The 17859-nt window shown below is 63.5% G+C and carries 18 protein-coding genes; 16 read left to right on the forward strand and 2 right to left on the reverse strand.

The genetic code is table 11. The features are described from left to right. The first annotated feature begins 91 nt into the window (after positions 1-91). The 9 genes from JQ621_RS12760 to JQ621_RS12800 all read left to right on the forward strand — a co-directional run bounded on the left by JQ621_RS12760 (position 92) and on the right by JQ621_RS12800 (position 8545). Positions 92-853 (forward strand): tripartite tricarboxylate transporter TctB family protein, encoded by a 762-nt coding sequence (locus JQ621_RS12760; protein WP_212235065.1) that lies wholly within the window; start codon positions 92-94, stop codon positions 851-853. 7 nt (positions 854-860) lie between these two features. Beyond that, positions 861-2426, forward strand: a complete 1566-nt coding sequence (locus JQ621_RS12765) for a tripartite tricarboxylate transporter permease (RefSeq protein WP_212235066.1) — start codon at positions 861-863, stop codon at positions 2424-2426. A gap of 199 nt (positions 2427-2625) precedes the next feature. Further along, entirely contained in the window at positions 2626-3420 is a 795-nt protein-coding gene (locus JQ621_RS12770; RefSeq protein ID WP_212235067.1) for a thymidylate synthase, read from the forward strand. A 5-nt stretch (positions 3421-3425) separates the two neighbouring features. Next, the gene (locus JQ621_RS12775; protein WP_212235068.1) at positions 3426-3911 is read left to right on the forward strand and encodes a GNAT family N-acetyltransferase; all 486 of its coding nucleotides are present in this window, start codon (positions 3426-3428) and stop codon (positions 3909-3911) included. Beyond that, positions 3911-4426 (forward strand): dihydrofolate reductase, encoded by a 516-nt coding sequence (locus JQ621_RS12780; RefSeq protein ID WP_212235069.1) that lies wholly within the window; start codon positions 3911-3913, stop codon positions 4424-4426. Before JQ621_RS12775 ends, JQ621_RS12780 begins: the two co-directional genes overlap by 1 nt. A 159-nt stretch (positions 4427-4585) precedes the next feature. Beyond that, positions 4586-5722 (forward strand): FtsH protease activity modulator HflK, encoded by a 1137-nt coding sequence (gene hflK, locus JQ621_RS12785; protein WP_212235070.1) that lies wholly within the window; start codon positions 4586-4588, stop codon positions 5720-5722. After that, positions 5719-6615: a protease modulator HflC gene (hflC, locus tag JQ621_RS12790; protein ID WP_212235071.1), complete on the forward strand. Its 897-nt coding sequence runs from the start codon at positions 5719-5721 to the stop codon at positions 6613-6615. The genes hflK and hflC overlap by 4 nt, the downstream gene beginning before the upstream one ends. 71 nt (positions 6616-6686) lie before the next feature. Continuing rightward, positions 6687-6893 carry a DUF2065 domain-containing protein gene (locus JQ621_RS12795; protein WP_188100998.1) on the forward strand — a complete coding sequence of 69 codons (207 nt, stop codon included), beginning with the start codon at positions 6687-6689 and terminating at the stop codon, positions 6891-6893. Between the two features lie 143 nt (positions 6894-7036). Then, the gene (locus JQ621_RS12800) at positions 7037-8545 is read left to right on the forward strand and encodes a Do family serine endopeptidase (protein ID WP_212235072.1); all 1509 of its coding nucleotides are present in this window, start codon (positions 7037-7039) and stop codon (positions 8543-8545) included. A gap of 130 nt (positions 8546-8675) precedes the next feature. Here the strand turns inward: JQ621_RS12800 and serB are convergent, their stop codons facing one another. Further along, positions 8676-9581, reverse strand: coding sequence for a phosphoserine phosphatase SerB (gene serB / locus JQ621_RS12805; RefSeq protein WP_212235073.1), 906 nt, complete (start codon positions 9579-9581; stop codon positions 8676-8678). Positions 9582-9592: 11 nt separating this feature from the next. Here serB and miaA point away from each other — a divergent pair, with 11 nt between their 5' ends. The 7 genes from miaA to ilvC all read left to right on the forward strand — a co-directional run bounded on the left by miaA (position 9593) and on the right by ilvC (position 16610). Beyond that, on the forward strand, positions 9593-10534 hold the full coding sequence (gene miaA / locus JQ621_RS12810; protein WP_212235074.1) for a tRNA (adenosine(37)-N6)-dimethylallyltransferase MiaA: 942 nt from the start codon (positions 9593-9595) through the stop codon (positions 10532-10534). A 330-nt stretch (positions 10535-10864) separates the two neighbouring features. Next, positions 10865-12640 (forward strand): acetolactate synthase 3 large subunit, encoded by a 1776-nt coding sequence (locus JQ621_RS12815; RefSeq protein WP_212235075.1) that lies wholly within the window; start codon positions 10865-10867, stop codon positions 12638-12640. Between the two features lie 25 nt (positions 12641-12665). Further along, positions 12666-13208, forward strand: coding sequence for an acetolactate synthase small subunit (gene ilvN, locus JQ621_RS12820; RefSeq protein ID WP_212235076.1), 543 nt, complete (start codon positions 12666-12668; stop codon positions 13206-13208). A 3-nt stretch (positions 13209-13211) separates the two neighbouring features. Then, on the forward strand, positions 13212-13907 hold the full coding sequence (locus tag JQ621_RS12825; RefSeq protein ID WP_212235077.1) for a class I SAM-dependent methyltransferase: 696 nt from the start codon (positions 13212-13214) through the stop codon (positions 13905-13907). Positions 13908-13957: 50 nt separating this feature from the next. After that, positions 13958-14848 carry an EamA family transporter gene (locus tag JQ621_RS12830; protein ID WP_212235078.1) on the forward strand — a complete coding sequence of 297 codons (891 nt, stop codon included), beginning with the start codon at positions 13958-13960 and terminating at the stop codon, positions 14846-14848. A gap of 7 nt (positions 14849-14855) precedes the next feature. Continuing rightward, positions 14856-15458 carry a LysE family translocator gene (locus tag JQ621_RS12835; protein ID WP_212235079.1) on the forward strand — a complete coding sequence of 201 codons (603 nt, stop codon included), beginning with the start codon at positions 14856-14858 and terminating at the stop codon, positions 15456-15458. 132 nt (positions 15459-15590) lie between these two features. Continuing rightward, on the forward strand, positions 15591-16610 hold the full coding sequence (ilvC, locus tag JQ621_RS12840) for a ketol-acid reductoisomerase (protein ID WP_212235080.1): 1020 nt from the start codon (positions 15591-15593) through the stop codon (positions 16608-16610). 538 nt (positions 16611-17148) lie between these two features. On the opposite strand, the gene JQ621_RS12845 is transcribed toward ilvC, so the two are convergent. Then, positions 17149-17766, reverse strand: a complete 618-nt coding sequence (locus JQ621_RS12845) for a hypothetical protein (RefSeq protein ID WP_212235081.1) — start codon at positions 17764-17766, stop codon at positions 17149-17151. Positions 17767-17859 lie beyond the last annotated feature (93 nt).

A 17859-nucleotide genomic window follows, 5' to 3' on the forward strand; every position in this document is an offset into this window, starting at 1 on the left:
AAATGGCTAGGCAATGATCCGGGGCGGGGATCCATTTCCAGCCGATTAGAACAACAGTGCTCGTGACTTACGGGTCGCGGAGGAGACATGCATGGCCGATACGATGGGCCACTCGGCGACAGCCACCAAACACACGTCGGTAGCGCTCGGCTTCTGCCTGCTGGCGCTCGCGCCGCAGATCTTCGAGTTGATCTGGTCGATCGGGACGATCTTCGGCTGGGGCGCCGGACGCGGTCCGGCCACGGTTCTGGTCAGCCACATCACCGCTCTGGTTGCCGGCGCGCCTGCTGCGCTGCTCGGTGCGATCGGCGGCGAGACCAAGAAGGCGTCATCGGATGTGCTGCTGGCGCTGATTTATTCCTATCCGTTGTTTGCGGTGGCAATCCTCACGATCTTCATGACGATCAGGTCCGCGCAGGACTATGTCGGCGGCATCGTTCTGATGGCGCTTGCCTTGTTCGCGCTGTGGGCCTCCAGCGATCTGCAGGGGATGCGCGGCTTCTCCTTCGGCGCCGGCACTGCGCCGCGGATGTTTGGCGGGCTGCTCGTCGCACTTGGCGCCGGCATCGCCTTGACGGGACTGCTGACCGATGGGCCCGGGATGGCGCACTATGCCTGGCGCGGGCCGCTGTTTGTGATGGTTTCGATCGTCTTCTTCGCCTTGGCGATCAGACCGCTCGGGGTGGTGGTTACGGCGTTTACAAGCTTCCTGATCTCGGCGATGGGCACACATGAGACGCGCTGGGTCGAAGCGGTCATCGTCGGCGCCTGCCTGACGCTCGGTTGCGCGCTGCTCTTCCCCTACGTGCTCGGGCTGCCGATGCCGATGTTCCCGCGCTTCCTGGTTCAGTGAGGGTTTGATGTTCGATCTCTTCCACAATCTGGGCCTCGGTTTCGGCGTCGTTTTCCAGATTTCCTGGTGGTCACCCTGGTGGCTCTATGGCGCGTCGCTGCCGATCTCGATCAATATTCTCATGTGCCTGATTGGCGCATTGGTCGGCACGCTTGTCGGCGTGCTGCCGGGCATCGGCACTGTTGCAACCGTGGCGATGCTGCTGCCGATCACCTTCGGCTTGCCGCCGGTCGGCGCACTGATCATGCTCGCCGGCATCTATTACGGCGCCCAGTACGGCGGCTCGACCACATCTATCCTGGTCAATATTCCCGGTGAGGCGACATCGGTCGTCACCGCCATCGACGGCCACGCGATGGCCAAGCAGGGCCGCGCCGGCCCGGCGCTGGCGATCGCCGCGATCGGCTCGTTCTTCGCCGGTTGCGTTGCGACCGTGCTCATCGCTGTCCTCGGCGCGCCGCTCACAAAGCTCGCGCTGGCGTTCGGTCCTGCCGAATACTTTTCGCTGATGGTGCTCGGCCTGATCTTCGCCGTCGTGCTGGCCAAGGGCTCCGTGCTCAAGGCGATCGCGATGATCGTGTTCGGCCTGCTGCTGTCGATGGTTGGTTCCGACATCGAGACCGGTGCCTCGCGCATGGCGTTCAACATTCCGGAGCTAGCCGACGGTCTCGGCTTTGCGACGGTGGCGATGGGCGTGTTCGGCTTTGCCGAGATCATCCGCAATCTCGACGCCGGCGCCGAGATGAACCGAGATCTCGTGCAGCAGAAGATCACCGGCCTGATGCCGACCAGGAAAGACCTGATCGACTCCGCGCCTGCGATCCTGCGCGGCACCGTGCTCGGTTCGATCCTCGGCATCCTGCCGGGTGGCGGCGCTGTCATCGCATCCTTTGCGTCCTATACGCTCGAGAAGAAGATCGCCAAGAACCCGTCGCGGTTCGGCCGCGGCGCGATCGAGGGCGTGGCAGCACCGGAAAGCGCCAACAACGCGGCCGCTCAGACCTCCTTCATTCCGCTGCTCACCCTTGGAATTCCGCCGAACGCGGTGATGGCGTTGATGGTCGGCGCGATGACCATCCATGGCATCGTGCCGGGCCCGCAGGTGATGCAGAAACAGCCGGAACTCGTCTGGGGCATGATCGCCTCGATGTGGATCGGCAATCTGATGCTGATCATCATCAACCTGCCTCTGGTCGGCATCTGGGTCCGCCTGCTGCGCGTGCCGTATCGGCTGATGTTCCCCTCGATCGTGATCTTCTGCGCGATCGGCATCTACTCGGTGAACAACGCGCCGGTCGACGTCATCCTCGCCGGCGTGTTTGGTCTGGTCGGCTACTGGCTGATCAAGCACGATTTCGAGCCGGCGCCGCTGCTGCTCGGCATGGTGCTCGGACCGCTGATGGAAGAAAACCTGCGCCGGGCACTTCTGATATCGCGCGGCGACTGGACCGTATTCCTGACGCGTCCGCTGTCGGCCGTGCTGCTGGCGATCGCGGCCTTCCTGCTGGTGCTCACGGTTCTGCCTTTCTTGCGGGCCAAGCGCGACGAGGTGTTCACCGAATCCGAGAGCTGATCGCGCCGCACCTGCGTCGGCGACTTAGCCAGCACTTTCAAGCTGATAGATGAGGGGCGGGACGCTGAGTTCCGCCCCTTGTCGTTTCGGCCGAGGGCCCTCACTTTTCCGGGTATAATCAGTGGAGGCAGCGAATCGCCGCTGTCGCAGCGCCGGGGGCGCCGTTAAGTTTGCCGCCTCCCCAAAGGCTCTATCGCACATGCACCAGTATCAGGACCTGCTCGAGCGGATTCTTTCAGACGGCGCCGAGAAGACCGACCGGACCGGCACCGGCACCCTGTCGGTGTTCGGCCATCAGATGCGCTTCAACCTGTCCGCCGGCTTCCCGATGCTGACCACAAAGCGGCTGCCGCTGAAGGCGATCGTGCATGAACTGCTGTGGTTCCTGAAGGGCGACACCAACATCAAATATCTCAGGGACAACGGCGTCACGATCTGGGACGAGTGGGCTGATGCCAATGGTGATCTCGGCCCGGTCTACGGGCATCAGTGGCGCTCCTGGCCCGCGCCCGACGGACGCAGCATCGACCAGATCGCGAACGTCGTCGACATGATCAAACGCAACCCGGACTCACGCCGCCTGATCGTCTCGGCCTGGAATCCCGCCGAAGTCGACAAGATGGCGCTGCCGCCCTGTCACTGCCTGTTCCAGTTCTATGTCGCGAATGGAAAATTGTCGTGCCAGCTCTATCAGCGCTCGGCCGACGTCTTCCTCGGCGTGCCCTTCAACATCGCCTCCTACGCGCTGCTCACCATGATGATGGCGCAGGTCACCGGCCTGAAACCCGGCGACTTCGTGCATTCGTTCGGCGACACGCATCTTTATTCCAACCATCTGGAGCAGGCGCGGCTCCAGCTCACGCGCGCACCGCGCGCGCTGCCGGTGATGCGGATCAATCCTGATGTGAAGGACATCTTCTCGTTCCGCTACGAGGATTTTGAGCTCGTCGGATACGATCCGCACCCGCACATCAAAGCGGAAGTCGCGGTCTAGCGCTGATGGCGTCGAACATCCGCCGTGCGCGCTCTGACGAAGCCGGGCTTGTCCTCCATTTCGTCCGTGAACTCGCCGAGTACGAGAAGCTCTCGCATGAGGTCGAGGCGACCGAGGCTGACATTGCGGAAGCCTTGTTCGGCAGCGATCCCAGGCTCTTCTGCGCGATCGCCGAGTGGAATGGCGAGGCGGTCGGCTTCGCGGTCTGGTTCCTGAACTTCTCCACCTTCAGCGGTCGCCACGGCATCTATCTCGAAGATTTGTATGTGCGGCCGTCGCATCGCGGCAAGGGTCTCGGCAAGGCGCTGCTGGTCTATCTCGCGAAGGAATGCGTGGAGAACGGCTGGTCGCGCCTGCAATGGGCCGTGCTCGACTGGAACGCGCCATCGATCACGTTCTACAAGTCGCTCGGCGCCGTAATGCTGGACGACTGGACGCTGTGCCGCGTCTCCGGTCCAGCGTTGACGCGACTTGCGGGGAGCGCGCCCTGATGGAGATCGTGTTCGTCGTCGCGATTGCGGAGAACGGCGTCATCGGTGCCGGCAATGCGATGCCATGGCGGCTGAAATCCGACCTGGCACGCTTCAAGGCGCTGACCATCGGCAAGCCCGTGATCATGGGCCGCAAGACCTTTGAATCCTTGCCGGGGCGCCGGCCGCTATCCAACCGCACCAATATCGTCATCACGCGCGACGCGGCCTATCGCGCCGCCGGCGCCGTCGTCGCGACATCGTCCGCGGATGCGGAGGCGGTCGCGCGCGGCGACGCGCTGCGGCGTTCGGCGGCTGAAATCGCGGTGATCGGCGGCGCCGAAATCTTCCGGCAGTGGCTAGATCGCGCCGATCGCCTCGAGATCACGGAAGTGCATGCGCGGCCCGACGGCGACACGCATTTCGACATCGACAAGGCGCAATGGGACGAGGTGGCACGTGTCCGCCATCCGGCCGGACCCGAGGACAGCGCCGGCTTCTCCTATGTGACATATCGTCGGCGGCCGTCCCATTAACCGCATTCGCCAATGTTTACATTGACTTTTCCGCCCCCGAGCATAGCTCGTGGGTCGGTCACGCCTGCGTTGTAAGGGTCCTTTCGGTCCCCTATAAAGCCGGACCGGACAATGCGGGCCGGCTTAGTTCTAGTCCCGGTCTGCCGAGGAGAACGTCGAATGCCGTGGAAGAATCAGGGCGGTGGCCCATGGGGCTCGGGTCCGAAAGGACCATGGGGCACAGGCCCGCAACCGGTCGGGCCAAGGCCGCCGGATCTGGAAGACCTTCTCCGGCGTGGCCAGGACCGGCTCCAGCAGATCATGCCGGGCGGCTATTTCTCCGGCGTCGGCATCACGCTGATCCTGCTCATCATCATTGCGCTCTGGCTGCTGTCGGGCTTTTTCCGTGTGCAGTCCGAAGAGCAGGGCGTCGTGCTGCGCTTCGGCAAGCACGTTCGCACCGTGGACCCTGGTCTGAACTATCACCTGCCCTATCCGATCGAGACCGTGCTGCTTCCGAAGGCGCTGCGCGTCTCCACCATTTCCATCGGCATGACGCTGATCGACGATCCGGCCCGCCGCGGCCGCTCGATCCGTGACGTGCCGGAAGAGAGCCTGATGCTGACCGGCGACGAGAACATCGTCGACGTCGACTTTACCGTGCTGTGGCGTATCAAGCCCAACGGCGTCGGCAACTTCCTGTTCAACATCCAGAATCCCGAGGGCACCGTGAAGGCGGTCGCCGAAAGCGCGATGCGCGAGGTGATCGGCCGGTCCGACATCCAGCCGATCCTGACCGGCGCCCGGACGCAGAACGAAGCCACGGTGCAGGACCTGATGCAGAAGACGCTCGACAGCTACGGCGCCGGCATCCAGATCACCCAGGTTCAGATGCAGAAGATCGATCCGCCCGCGCAGGTGATCGATGCGTTCCGCGACGTACAGGCGGCACGCGCCAATCTCGAGCAGCTGTCGAACGAAGCGCAGACCTATGCCAACAAGGTGGTGCCGGAGGCGCGCGGCAAAGCTGCGCAGATCCTGCAAGCGGCCGAAGGCTACAAGGAGCAGGCGGTCGCCGAGGCCAAGGGCCAGAGCGCACGTTTCCTCAAAGTGTACGAGGAATACAAGAAGGCGCCCGACGTGACGCGTGAACGGATCTATCTGGAGACGATGGAGCGCGTGCTTGGCGGCTCGGACAAGCTGATCTACGACGGAGGCTCCTCGGGCCAGGGCATCGTGCCCTATTTGCCGCTCAACGAATTGTCAGCCAAGAAGCCGACGACGACAGGCCAGCTGCCGAGCGGAGGCACAAGATGAGATCTCCCGTCACAGGTATTGTCGCGCTTCTTGCGGCGCTTCTGGTCGCGATCGTCGCCTACATGTCGTTGTTCACGGTGCAGCAGACCGAGCAGACCATCGTGCTGCAATTCGGCGCGCCGGTGGAGGTGGTCACTGATCCCGGGCTTCACTTCAAGGCCCCCTGGAATTCGGTGATCAACATCGACAAGCGGATCCTCGATCTCGAGAACCCCTCGCAGGAGGTCATTGCCTCCGACCAGAAGCGGCTGGTGGTCGACGCCTTTGCGCGCTATCGCATCAAGGATGCGCTGCGCTTCTATCAGAGCGTCGGCTCGATCCAGGCGGCCAACCTCCAGCTCACCTCGCTCCTGAACGCGGCGCTGCGCCGCGTGCTCGGCGAAGTCACGTTCATCACCGTGGTGCGTGATGAACGCGAAAAGCTGATGGGGCGCATCCGCGAGCAGCTCGACCACGAGGCCGGTGGTTACGGCATCGAGGTGGTCGACGTCCGCATTCGCCGCGCCGATCTGCCGGAGCAGAATAGCCAGGCGGTCTACGACCGGATGAAGTCCGAACGCCAGCGCGAGGCGGCTGAGTTCCGCGCGCAGGGCGCCCAGAAGGCGCAGGAAATTCGTTCTAAGGCCGACCGCGATGTGACCGTCATCATTGCCGACGCGAACTCCCAGGCCGAGCAGACGCGCGGCGTCGGTGATGCCGAGCGCAACCGTCTGTTTGCCGAGGCCTATGGCAAGGATGCTGACTTCTTCGCCTTCTACCGGTCGATGACCGCCTATGAGGCCGGGTTGAAGCCGAATGACACCCGCTTCCTGCTGCGGCCGGACTCGGATTTCTTCCGGTATTTTGGTAACCCGTCCGGCAAGATGGCGACAGAGACGCCGGCGAAACCTTAAATTAGACAAGGGCGGCTGGTTTGGCCGCCCTTCGTCCAGACAATAACAGCACAACGGGAGGTTCCCATCCGATGAGGTCCATTGCGTTCGCCGACTTCCTCATCGGCTTAGGCATCCTGTTCGTGCTGGAAGGCTTGATGTTCGCGGCAAGTCCGGCCTGGATGCGCAAGGCCATGAAGAGCGCCATCGCCACGCCGGACAATATCCTGCGGGCGGTCGGGATCGGATCCGCCGTGGCCGGCCTGATCCTGATCTGGGTCATGCGACGTCCCATCTAGCCGCCGCACCAACGCCAATGTGAAGGCGGGACGCGGGTTTTCGCCGTATTATCGCACTCTTGCGGCCCGTTAAGCTCCGCGCTTGCGCCGCGCCCCCGTTCGAGCGCAGTCTTGAGCCCGAATCCTTTTCCCTGGAGACCACAATGACCGCTGCCACCATCGTCCCGACCCGCTTGCGCCATAGCGCGCGAATTGGGCTGGCCGCGCTTGCGTTCAGTGCTTTCAGCGTGTTCGGCTCCCCGGCGCAGGCGCGCGGACCGGAGGGCATCGCCGACGTCGCGGAGAAAGTGATCGACGCGGTCGTCAACATCTCGACTTCGCAGACGGTCGAGGCCAAGGGCGGCAGCAACAGCATGCCACAACTGCCGCCCGGCTCACCCTTCGAGGAATTCTTCGACGACTTCTTCAAGAACCGCAAAGGTCCCGGTGGCGGCGGCAAGGGCGGTGACAACGGCGGCGGACCGCCGCGCAAGGCCAACTCGCTCGGATCGGGCTTCATCATCGACACCTCCGGCGTCGTGGTCACCAACAACCACGTCATTGCCGATGCCGACGAAATCAACGTCATCCTCAACGACGGCACCAAGATCAGGGCCGAGCTCGTCGGCGTCGACAAGAAGACCGACCTTGCCGTGCTGAAGTTCAAGCCGCCGAAGCCGCTGGTGTCGGTGAAGTTCGGCGATAGCGACAAGCTGCGCCTTGGCGACTGGGTGGTTGCGATCGGCAACCCGTTCAGCCTCGGCGGCACGGTGACGGCGGGTATCGTCTCGGCCAAGAACCGCGACATCTCCTCGGGACCCTATGACAGCTACATCCAGACCGACGCCGCCATCAATCGCGGCAATTCCGGCGGTCCGCTGTTCAACCTCGAAGGCGACGTCATCGGCGTCAACACGCTGATCATCTCGCCTTCCGGCGGCTCGATCGGCATCGGCTTCGCCGTGCCGTCGAAGACCGTCGCGGGCGTGGTCGATCAGCTTCGCCAGTTCGGCGAGTTGCGTCGCGGCTGGCTGGGCGTGCGCATTCAGAGCGTCACCGACGAGATCGCCGAGAGCCTCAGCATCAAGCCGGCGCGTGGTGCGCTGGTTGCCGGCATCGACGACAAGGGCCCGGCCAAGCCGGCCGGCATCGAGCCAGGCGACGTGGTCGTCAAGTTCGACGGCAAGGACGTCAAGGACCCGAAGGACCTGTCCCGCATCGTCGCAGACACCGCGGTCGGCAAGGAGGTCGACGTCGTGATCATCCGCAAGGGTGAGGAGCAGACCAAGAAGGTCACGCTCGGACGCCTGCTGGATCCCGACAAAGTGCAGGCCGCGGTGAAGACCGACGAGCCGCCGCCGGAGAAGCCGGTGACGCAGAAGGCGCTTGGTCTGGATCTCGCCGTGCTGAACAAGGATCTGCGCGCGCGCTACAAGATCAAGGACAGCGTCAAGGGTGTGGTCGTCACCAATGTCGACGCGAATTCGGATGCTGCCGAGAAGCGGCTCTCCGCCGGCGACGTCATCGTCGAAGTCGCGCAGGAAGCGGTATCGAGCGGCGATGAGATCCAGAAGCGGATCGACCAGCTCAAGAAGGACGGCAAGAAGTCCGTGCTGCTGCTGGTGTCGAATGGCGATGGCGAACTGCGCTTCGTGGCGCTGAGCGTGCAGTAGTCGAGGCGCAACCTCGTAGGGTGGGCAAAGCGAAGCGTGCCCACCATCTCTATCGCAACAGCAAGAGTGGTGGGCACGTCGCAAGCGCGCCTTTGCCCACCCTACGGCTGCGAGCGTGTAGCAAGAGAGGCTACCCCTCCACGAATTCGTCCCGCCGATACCCCTGCGCATAGAGCAGCGCGGTGAGATCGCCATGGTCGATCCGCGCCGCCGCTGCGGCGGCCACCGCCGGCTTCGCATGATACGCTACGCCCAGACCCGCTGCCTGGATCATCGCGAGATCATTGGCGCCGTCGCCGACGACGACAGAGTCGATGTCGTCCAGATCGAACGACTCCATCAGATCCACCAAGGTCGCAAGCTTGGCGGCGCGACCCAAAATCGGCTCCTTCACCTCGCCGGTGAACTTGCCGTCGCGCACCACGAGCTCGTTGGCGCGATTTTCCTGGAAGCCGATCCTGGCGGCGACCGCGCTCGTGAACAGCGTAAAGCCGCCGGAGACGAGGCAGGTATAGGCGCCGTGGGCGCGCATGGTGGCGACCAGCGTGCTGCCGCCCGGGGTCAGCGTGATGCGCTTGGCCAGCACCTCGTCGACGACGTTGGCGGGAAGATCCTTCAGCAGCGCGACGCGCTCGCGGAGCGCCGGCTCGAACTCGATCTCCCCTCGCATCGCGCGTTCGGTGATCGCGGCCACGTGGGCCTTCATCCCGACGAGATCAGCGAGTTCGTCGATGCATTCCTGGCCGATCATGGTGGAATCCATGTCGGCGAGAAAAAGCTTCTTGCGCCGGAAGCCAACAGGCTGCACCACGATATCGATGGGCAGGTCGCCGCGAAGCTCGCGGAGCCGCTGTTCGATGGCGTGACGGTCACCTTCGAGGTTACTGTCGGCGCCGAAGGGAATGTCGACCGCGACTCCGTCGAACAGCCAGTGCGCGGGCGCCGCGTTGGGCAGCACGGCGCGGGCGCCGTCGACGATGGTCGAGTCGAGGGCGGGATTGTCAGGGTTGCAGATCAGCGTGGCGACGAGGGACATTTGAGGTTTTCGTGAACGAGGGGCATCCGATCAAGGCCGTGCTTATCGCAGGCCCGACCGCCAGCGGCAAGTCGGCGCTGGCACTCGAGCTTGCTCTGAGCGCGCGGGGCGTGGTCATCAACGCCGATTCCATGCAGGTCTATCGCGACCTCCGCATCATCACCGCGCGTCCCACGCAGGATGAGGAGGCGCGCGTTTCGCATCGGCTCTACGGCCATGTCGATGCGGCCGTGAATTTCTCGGCCGGCGCCTGGGTGACGGATGCCGCGAAGATTCTGCAAGAAGCAGAGGCCGAGGGCCGTCTGCCCATCTTCATCGGTGGCACCGGGCTCTATTTCAAGGCGCTGACGGCAGGTCTCTCGGTCGTGCCCCCGATCCCCGCGGAGATACGTGAAGACGTGCGCGCGCGCCTGGAGCGGAACGGCGTCGAGGCACTGCATGCGGAACTCGCGCACCGCGATCCCAGTTCGGCGGAGCGATTGAACTTGCGTGACCGCACCCGGATTGCGCGCGCACTCGAAGTCGTCGAAGCAACCGGCCGCTCGTTGCTCGACTGGCACCATGAGGGTCAGCCGCCGCTATTGCCCAAGGACAGTTTTCGCGCGGTATTTCTCGCGCCCGATCGAGAAGAGCTCTATGCGCGCATCGATGCCCGTTTCGACGCCATGCTGGGCGCCGGCGCCCTTGATGAGGTCGAGCGGCTTGCCGCCCGCGGCCTCGATCCGCTGCTGCCGGCCATGAAGGCCCACGGTGTGCCGGCCCTGATCCGACATCTGCGCGGCGAGCTCAGCCTCGAAGAGGCTGCCAAGATCGGTCGGGCGGACACCCGCCACTACGCCAAGCGCCAGTTCACCTGGTTTAGGCACCAACTGCCGGATTTTGTGTGGGTGAGGCCAGAGGAGGCGACGGACTGGCTCGGCGCCGCCGTCAACGCGGCGCGGGAGCCCGGTTGACGCGTTTTTGTCCTCAAGTTCCCGATTTTACCTCTCGCCGGAACCCAGGAACCCCGCTACACTGCCAGAATAGCGCGGAAGTGGCCGCTTTGCCTTGACATCGGGGCTTTGGTCGTTATGTTTCGCGCAACCTTTGGGAAGCCGAGCGCCAGCAATGCGTAATATTATTACCAAACTCCTTATCGCCGTCGTACCCAGGCACACCGCCGGGGGTGGCTAGCTGCCATCCACACGACAGGCGGTGTGCAGGGTCCCTCTTCGGGGCCTTTTTTATTTCCGAAAACCCGACACGAACGAAGCCGCTGACAACAGCGCATCCGGAGCAAGCCAATGAGTGACAAGAGCCACGATCCGAACCAGATGACCGGCGCCGCGATGATCGTCCGCGCGCTCATCGATCATGGCGTGACCGACATTTTCGGCTATCCCGGCGGCGCCGTCCTTCCCATCTACGACGAGATCTTCCAGCAGAGCGAAGTCCAGCACATCCTGGTCCGCCACGAGCAGGGCGCCGGTCACGCCGCCGAGGGATATGCCCGCTCGACCGGCAAGCCCGGTGTCGCGCTGGTGACCTCCGGCCCCGGCGCCACCAACATGGTGACGCCGCTGACTGACGCGCTGATGGACTCGATTCCGCTGGTCTGCATCTCAGGCCAGGTGCCGACCCATCTGATCGGCAACGACGCGTTCCAGGAATGCGACACCGTCGGCATCACGCGCCCCTGCACCAAGCACAACTGGCTCGTGCGCGACGTCAACGACCTCGCCAAGGTGCTGCACGAAGCCTTCTATGTCGCGACCACGGGCCGCCCGGGTCCGGTGCTGGTCGACGTTCCCAAGGACGTGCAGTTCGCGACCGGCACCTATCATCCGCCCCGCAAATCCGACGTGCACCGCTCCTACGCGCCGCGCGTGAAGGGCGATGCGACACAGATCCGCAAGGCGGTCTCTCTCCTCGCGAACGCCAAGCGCCCCGTGATCTACAGCGGTGGCGGCGTCATCAATTCCGGCCCCGAGGCGACGAAACTGCTGCGCGAGCTGGTCGAGGTCACCGGCTTCCCGATCACCTCGACGCTGATGGGTCTCGGTGCCTATCCGGCGTCGGGCAAGAACTGGCTCGGCATGCTCGGCATGCACGGGACCTACGAAGCCAACATGACGATGCATGATTGCGACGTCATGCTGTGCGTCGGCGCGCGGTTCGACGACCGCATCACCGGCCGTGTCGACGCGTTCTCGCCGAACTCGAAGAAGATCCACATCGACATCGATCCGTCCTCGATCAACAAGAACATCCGTGTCGATGTACCAATCATCGGTGATTGTGCCAACATCCTCGGCGACATCCTCCAGGTGTTCAAGGCCGAGGCGAAGAAGCCCGACATCAAGAGCTGGTGGCAGCAGATCGCGCAATGGCGTGCGCGCAACTCGCTCTATTACAAGAAGAGCAACGATATCATCCTGCCGCAGCACGCGATCCAGAGCCTGTTCGAGGCGACGCGCGGCAGGGACACCTACATCACGACGGAAGTCGGTCAGCACCAGATGTGGGCGGCGCAGTTCTACGGCTTCGAGGAGCCGCATCGCTGGATGACCTCGGGCGGTCTCGGCACCATGGGCTATGGCCTGCCGGCAGCGATAGGCGTGCAGGTCGCGCATCCCGACAGCCTCGTCATCGACATCGCTGGCGACGCCTCGGTGCAGATGACGATGCAGGAGATGTCGACGGCAGTTCAGTACGAGCTGCCGATCAAGATCTTCATCCTGAACAACCAGTACATGGGCATGGTGCGCCAATGGCAGCAGCTGCTGCACGGCAACCGGCTTTCGCATTCCTATTCGGAGGCGCTGCCTGACTTCGTCAAGCTCGCGGAAGCCTATGGCGGCGTCGGCCTGCAGGTGACAAAGCCGGCCGATCTTGAAGGCGCCATCAAGGAGATGATCTCGGTCAAGCGTCCGGTGCTGTTCGACTGCCGGGTCGCGGCGCTGGAAAACTGCTTCCCGATGATCCCGTCCGGCAAGGCGCACAACGAGATGCTGCTGCCCGAGCAGGCCAACGACGAAGCTACCGCCAAGGCGTTCGCCGGCGGCAAGGCGCTGGTGTGAGTGAGATACCTTTGAGGGGACGACAATGAACCAGCCGGCATCCGCCTACTTCATCGAGGAGCGTCACGATCCCAACGAGACGCACACGCTCGCGGTGCTCGTGCAGAACGAGCCCGGCGTGCTCGCGCGCGTCATCGGCCTGTTCTCCGGCCGCGGCTACAACATCGAGAGCCTCACCGTCTCGGAGACCGAAGCGCAGAAGCACCTCTCGCGCATCACCATCGTCACCACGGGGACGCCGATGGTGATCGAGCAGATCAAGCATCAGCTCGACCGCATGATCCCGGTCTACCAGGTCGTCGACATGACGTTGAGCAAGCGCTCGATCGAGCGCGAGCTCGCGATGGTGAAGGTGCGCGGGCAGGGCGAGCACCGCGTCGAGGCGCTGCGGCTGGCGGATGCCTTCCGCGCCCGCGTGATCGATGCCACCACCGAGAGTTTCGTGTTCGAGATCACAGGCAATACGGACAAGATCAACCAGTTTATCGACCTGATGCGCCCGCTCGGCCTCGTCGAGGTGTCGCGCACCGGTGTTGCCGCGATCGGTCGCGGGCCTGAAGGGATGTGAACCATGCTGGCGCGCGACTGGTATTATAACGAGCGGAACCGGATGGGCATCGAGCCCGCGGTGGCGTCGCTCTATGACGCCCACGAGGATGCCGATCTGCGGGCGCGCGCCGCGCTTAAAATGCTTGGAGTCCAGCGCGGCTGGCGCATCGCCGATATCGGCTGCGGCAACGGCGTTCTCGCCACCGAAGCGGCCCTGATGGGCGCGGAGGTCGACGCCATCGACATCTCGCCGGCGATGCTGGCGCTTGCCGAAATCTATGCCCGCGACCGCAAGGCGTCCGTGCGCACGCAATCGGCCGGCTTGCTCAGCTTTGCCTATCGGCCGGAATCCTATGATTTGATCGTCAGCGAGTTCACGCTGCACCATCTGCCTGACTTCTGGAAGGTCGTGGCGATGTCGCGGATCCTTCGCGCGCTGAAACCCGGCGCCAGCTTCTATTTGCGCGACATCGTCTACGCCTCGATGCCCGACGCGGTCGAGCGCGACGTCGAGCAATGGGCCGACTACCACATCAAGAACCACGATTTCTCGAGGGAGAGCGTGGTGACCCATATGCGTGACGAATATTCCACTTTCGGCTGGGTGATGGAGCGGATGCTGACCGATGTCGGCTTCACGCTGGTCTCGGCCGACTATCACGCGCCGATGCACGGCACTTATCTCCTCCGCAAACCGAAAGCCGGCGAGCAAGGCTAGACGCAAAGAACAAGCAGGGCTGCACCACAGGCGCAGAACCGGAAACAACAATGAAGCCGGCCGATATCCTCATCGCCCTCATGGTGGCGATCATCTGGGGGCTTGCCTTCGTGGCGAGCCGGATCGCGCTCGACGAATTTTCGCCGGAGCTGATGACGGCGATGCGCTTTTCCATCGCGGCCGCGCCGTGCCTGTTCATTCCCAAACCGAAGGTCGCATGGTCGCTGCTGATCGCGATCAGCTTCACGCTGTTTCTCGGGCAGTTCCTGAGCCAGGCCTATGGCATCGCTCATGGCGTGCCGGTGGGGCTGACCTCCGTCGTCGTGCAGAGCCAGGCGCTGTTCACGATCGGCTTTGCGGCGGTCGTATTCGGCGAGCGTCCGACGCCGGTGCAGACGCTCGGGATCGCCATTGCTGCCGTCGGACTGCTGATGATCTGCGGCACGGTCGGTTATGATTTCAGCATCGGCGCCTTCGCCGTGCTGATGATATCGCCGATCTGTTTTGCGATCGGCAACCTCCTGCTGCGCGGCGCGCGTGGCGCGCCGATGTTCGACCTCTTCGCGTGGCTCTGCCTGACCGCGGCTGTCCCGCTGTTCACGCTGGCGCTGGTCGTGAACGGACCGGCGCCGACCTTTCAGTCGCTGACCCACATGTCGCTGGCCGGCCTTCTCTGCCTGCTGGCGATCGGCGCCGTCTCCACCAGCATTGCTTATTGGCTGTGGGGGCGGCTGCTGCGCGACTATCCCGCCGCGCAAGTGGTGCCGTTCGCGCTGCTGGTGCCGTTCGTCGGTTCGGCGGCGTCGAGCATCGTGTTTGGCGAGCGCTTCGGGCCGCTGCGCCTCGCCGGCATGCTGACGGTGATCGGCGGCATCGCCGTGATGGTGCTGGTCAAGCGGCCCAGGACGCCACCCAAAGAATCGCAGGCGAAGACTGCGTGAGGTGAACATGGCCCACTCCCTCTTCTATGCTTTCCTCGCCTTCATGGTGGTGATGTACTTCACCCCAGGGCCGAACAACATCATGCTGCTGGCCTCGGGCTTGACCTACGGTTTCCGGCGCACGATTCCGCACATTGCCGGCATCGTCCTTGGCTTTGCCTTCATGGTCGGCGCCGTCGGCCTCGGGCTCGGCACGATCTTCCTGGCCTATCCGATCCTCCAGACCATCCTGAAATACGCCGGCGCTGCGTACCTGATCTATCTCGCGGCAGTCATCGCGATGTCCGGCCCGGCCAAGCCGGGCAAGGCCGACGGCCGCGGCCCGATGACCTTCTGGGGCGCGGCCCTGTTCCAGTGGATCAATGCCAAGGGCTGGGTGATCGTGATCGGCACCATCACGGCCTATGCGGCCATTGCCCAATTCCCGGTCAACATCGCGATCCAGACCCTGATCAGCCTCCTGGTCGGCATGGTCTCGACCGTGGCCTGGGCCCTCTTCGGCACTGCACTTCGACCGGTGCTGACCTCGGAGCGGCTGGTCCGCGCCTTCAACATCCTGATGGCGCTGCTGCTGCTTGCCTCCCTCTACCCCGTTTTCATGGATGCATGATGTCGCGGATTTCCATGCAGAAACGGGTTTCCCTCAGGGGCCGAAATGCTCTAGACAGCCCCCGAAATCCGCAAATTTCACCCTTCGGACACTGACTATCGGCCGATTCCGGCCTTGAACGAGGAAACGACTATGCGTGTTTATTACGATCGCGACGCCGACCTGAACCTGATCAAGGGCAAGAAGGTCGCCATCGTCGGCTATGGCAGCCAGGGCCACGCCCATGCGCTCAATCTCAAGGACTCCGGCGTCAAGGACGTCGCCATTGCTCTGCGCAAGGACTCGGGCTCGGTGAAGAAGGCGGAAGCCGCCGGCTTCAAGGTGATGGAAGTCGCCGAAGCTGCCAAATGGGCCGACCTCGTCATGATGCTGACCCCCGACGAGCTCCAGGGCGATATCTATCGCGAGCACCTGCACGACAACATGAAGAAGGGCGCCGCCCTCGTGTTTGCGCACGGCCTCAACGTCCACTTCAACCTGCTCGATCCGCGTGCCGACCTCGACGTGCTGATGATCGCGCCGAAGGGCCCCGGCCACACCGTGCGCTCCGAGTACCAGCGCGGTGGCGGCGTGCCCTGCCTGATCGCGATCGCCAAGGACGTCTCGGGCAATGCCCATGACCTCGGCCTGTCCTACGCCTCCGCTGTCGGCGGTGGCCGCGCCGGCATCATCGAGACCACCTTCAAGGAAGAGTGCGAGACCGACCTGTTCGGTGAGCAGGTCGTGCTTTGCGGCGGCCTGGTCGAGCTGATCAAGGCCGGCTACGAGACGCTGGTCGAAGCCGGCTACGCCCCGGAGATGGCCTATTTCGAGTGCCTGCACGAAGTGAAGCTGATCGTCGACCTGATCTATGAAGGCGGCATCGCCAACATGAACTACTCGATCTCCAACACCGCGGAGTACGGCGAGTACGTCACCGGTCCGCGCATCGTCACATCAGAGACCAAGGCCGAGATGAAGCGCGTCCTCGCCGACATCCAGGGCGGCAAGTTCGCGCGCGACTGGATGCTCGAGAACAAGGTCAACCAGACCTCGTTCAAGGCCACCCGCGCCAAGCTCGCCGCGCACCCGATCGAGGAAGTCGGCGCCAAGCTGCGCGACATGATGCCCTGGATCAAGAAGGGCGCGCTGGTCGACAAGTCGAAGAACTGACGGCATCGCCGTCATTCCGGGGCGCTCGCTGGCGCGAACCCGGAATCTCGATCAACGACTTCCGGCTTCCGGGTTCGCGACTTCGTCGCGCCCCGGAACGACGGGCGAAAACAAAAAGCTTCGCCCGCCAAACCAAATCTTAAATCTTCGGGACTATATCTGAGCGGGATCGCAAACAGCGTTCTCGCTCTTTCTCTCTCGCGCGAAGCATTGGTGCTTCATGCAAATTCTTCGCGCGTTGAAGTGCTCTCGGAGCATCAAGAACTGACGCTTAAACCACATTCTTGGGCTCGCGTCGTTCTTCAAAACCTTTTCAGAATTTGCGATCGTCAAAAGCACTGTCACTTCAGAGTCTAGGAGTCGGCTCTTCATGCGCGCTCTCATGGCGCAATTGATCGCATTCCGCGATGTTTGCATACGACTTCATCCTAAGAACCGACACCTGATGCGCTTCCTTGCGGTGTGGCTCCATCTCCGCCGCGAAGCGGATGACCGAGGTCCGCGCCCGCGAGCTCTATGGCCTCGGTCGCCAGTACGGTTACGCTTTGGCGGTCTGCGGGGTCGCGCGTGAGGCCATCGCGATCATCCGCAGCGTCATCACGGCGAGCAGAGGAATGAGGAACGCCGCGTAGGCTGGCATCGCCGGCACGCGCTTGCCGAACGACACCATGAACTGGAGCCAGAGATAATAGCCGCCGACGAGATGCAGCATGCGCCAGGCGCGCGGCCCGATCAGCATCGCCGTGCGATCGAACGAGGTCGCGCTCATCGCGATGATCGCGGCATAACCAATGCCGCCGAAGAGGTAGGAGGCGGGCGAGGTGGCCTCCGCAAAGGCGGCAGGATCCATCCTGGCGAAGACCATGATCGCCACCGCGTGGATGGCGTGAGAGGCGGCGAAGCTCAAGCCCAGATAGCGGCGATTGCGGCGCTGCCAGCGCGTCCAGGCGTTGGGCCACAGCCGCGCCAGCGCAGCGGCAGCGAAGGCGAGAGAGAACAGCAGCAGCGAGCTGCGCGCCGTAAAACGGATCACCATGCGCACGCCCTCGACCTCGAAATGTCGCATCGAAGCGATCCAGAGGCTCAAGACGATCAGGCTCAGCGTGAGGACGGCAAGCAGCCGCCAGCCTTCGAACCAGCTTTGACGTTGCGACATGGCGATCTCCTCCGTTATGTAATCATCGATTACATTTCGCGGCGGCGCGATCGTCAATGGTGTAATCGCTGCTTACATTCACGTTCGGGTGAT

Source organism: Bradyrhizobium manausense, from assembly GCF_018129685.1.
GTDB lineage: Bacteria > Pseudomonadota > Alphaproteobacteria > Rhizobiales > Xanthobacteraceae > Bradyrhizobium > Bradyrhizobium manausense_D.

Excerpts from the sequence above, each read along its gene's own strand:
- JQ621_RS12825 (WP_212235077.1), top strand. The coding sequence starts at position 13,212 with ATGCTGGCGCGCGACTGGTATTATAACGAGCGGAACCGGATGGGCATC.
- hflC (WP_212235071.1), top strand. The coding sequence starts at position 5,719 with ATGAGATCTCCCGTCACAGGTATTGTCGCGCTTCTTGCGGCGCTTCTG.
- ilvC (WP_212235080.1), top strand. The coding sequence starts at position 15,591 with ATGCGTGTTTATTACGATCGCGACGCCGACCTGAACCTGATCAAGGGC.
- JQ621_RS12795 (WP_188100998.1), top strand. The coding sequence starts at position 6,687 with ATGAGGTCCATTGCGTTCGCCGACTTCCTCATCGGCTTAGGCATCCTG.
- JQ621_RS12770 (WP_212235067.1), top strand. The coding sequence starts at position 2,626 with ATGCACCAGTATCAGGACCTGCTCGAGCGGATTCTTTCAGACGGCGCC.
- ilvN (WP_212235076.1), top strand. The coding sequence starts at position 12,666 with ATGAACCAGCCGGCATCCGCCTACTTCATCGAGGAGCGTCACGATCCC.
- JQ621_RS12830 (WP_212235078.1), top strand. The coding sequence starts at position 13,958 with ATGAAGCCGGCCGATATCCTCATCGCCCTCATGGTGGCGATCATCTGG.
- JQ621_RS12835 (WP_212235079.1), top strand. The coding sequence starts at position 14,856 with ATGGCCCACTCCCTCTTCTATGCTTTCCTCGCCTTCATGGTGGTGATG.
- hflK (WP_212235070.1), top strand. The coding sequence starts at position 4,586 with ATGCCGTGGAAGAATCAGGGCGGTGGCCCATGGGGCTCGGGTCCGAAA.
- serB (WP_212235073.1), bottom strand. The coding sequence starts at position 9,581 with ATGTCCCTCGTCGCCACGCTGATCTGCAACCCTGACAATCCCGCCCTC.
- JQ621_RS12815 (WP_212235075.1), top strand. The coding sequence starts at position 10,865 with ATGAGTGACAAGAGCCACGATCCGAACCAGATGACCGGCGCCGCGATG.
- JQ621_RS12760 (WP_212235065.1), top strand. The coding sequence starts at position 92 with ATGGCCGATACGATGGGCCACTCGGCGACAGCCACCAAACACACGTCG.
- JQ621_RS12800 (WP_212235072.1), top strand. The coding sequence starts at position 7,037 with ATGACCGCTGCCACCATCGTCCCGACCCGCTTGCGCCATAGCGCGCGA.
- JQ621_RS12775 (WP_212235068.1), top strand. The coding sequence starts at position 3,426 with ATGGCGTCGAACATCCGCCGTGCGCGCTCTGACGAAGCCGGGCTTGTC.
- JQ621_RS12845 (WP_212235081.1), bottom strand. The coding sequence starts at position 17,766 with ATGTCGCAACGTCAAAGCTGGTTCGAAGGCTGGCGGCTGCTTGCCGTC.
- JQ621_RS12765 (WP_212235066.1), top strand. The coding sequence starts at position 861 with ATGTTCGATCTCTTCCACAATCTGGGCCTCGGTTTCGGCGTCGTTTTC.
- JQ621_RS12780 (WP_212235069.1), top strand. The coding sequence starts at position 3,911 with ATGGAGATCGTGTTCGTCGTCGCGATTGCGGAGAACGGCGTCATCGGT.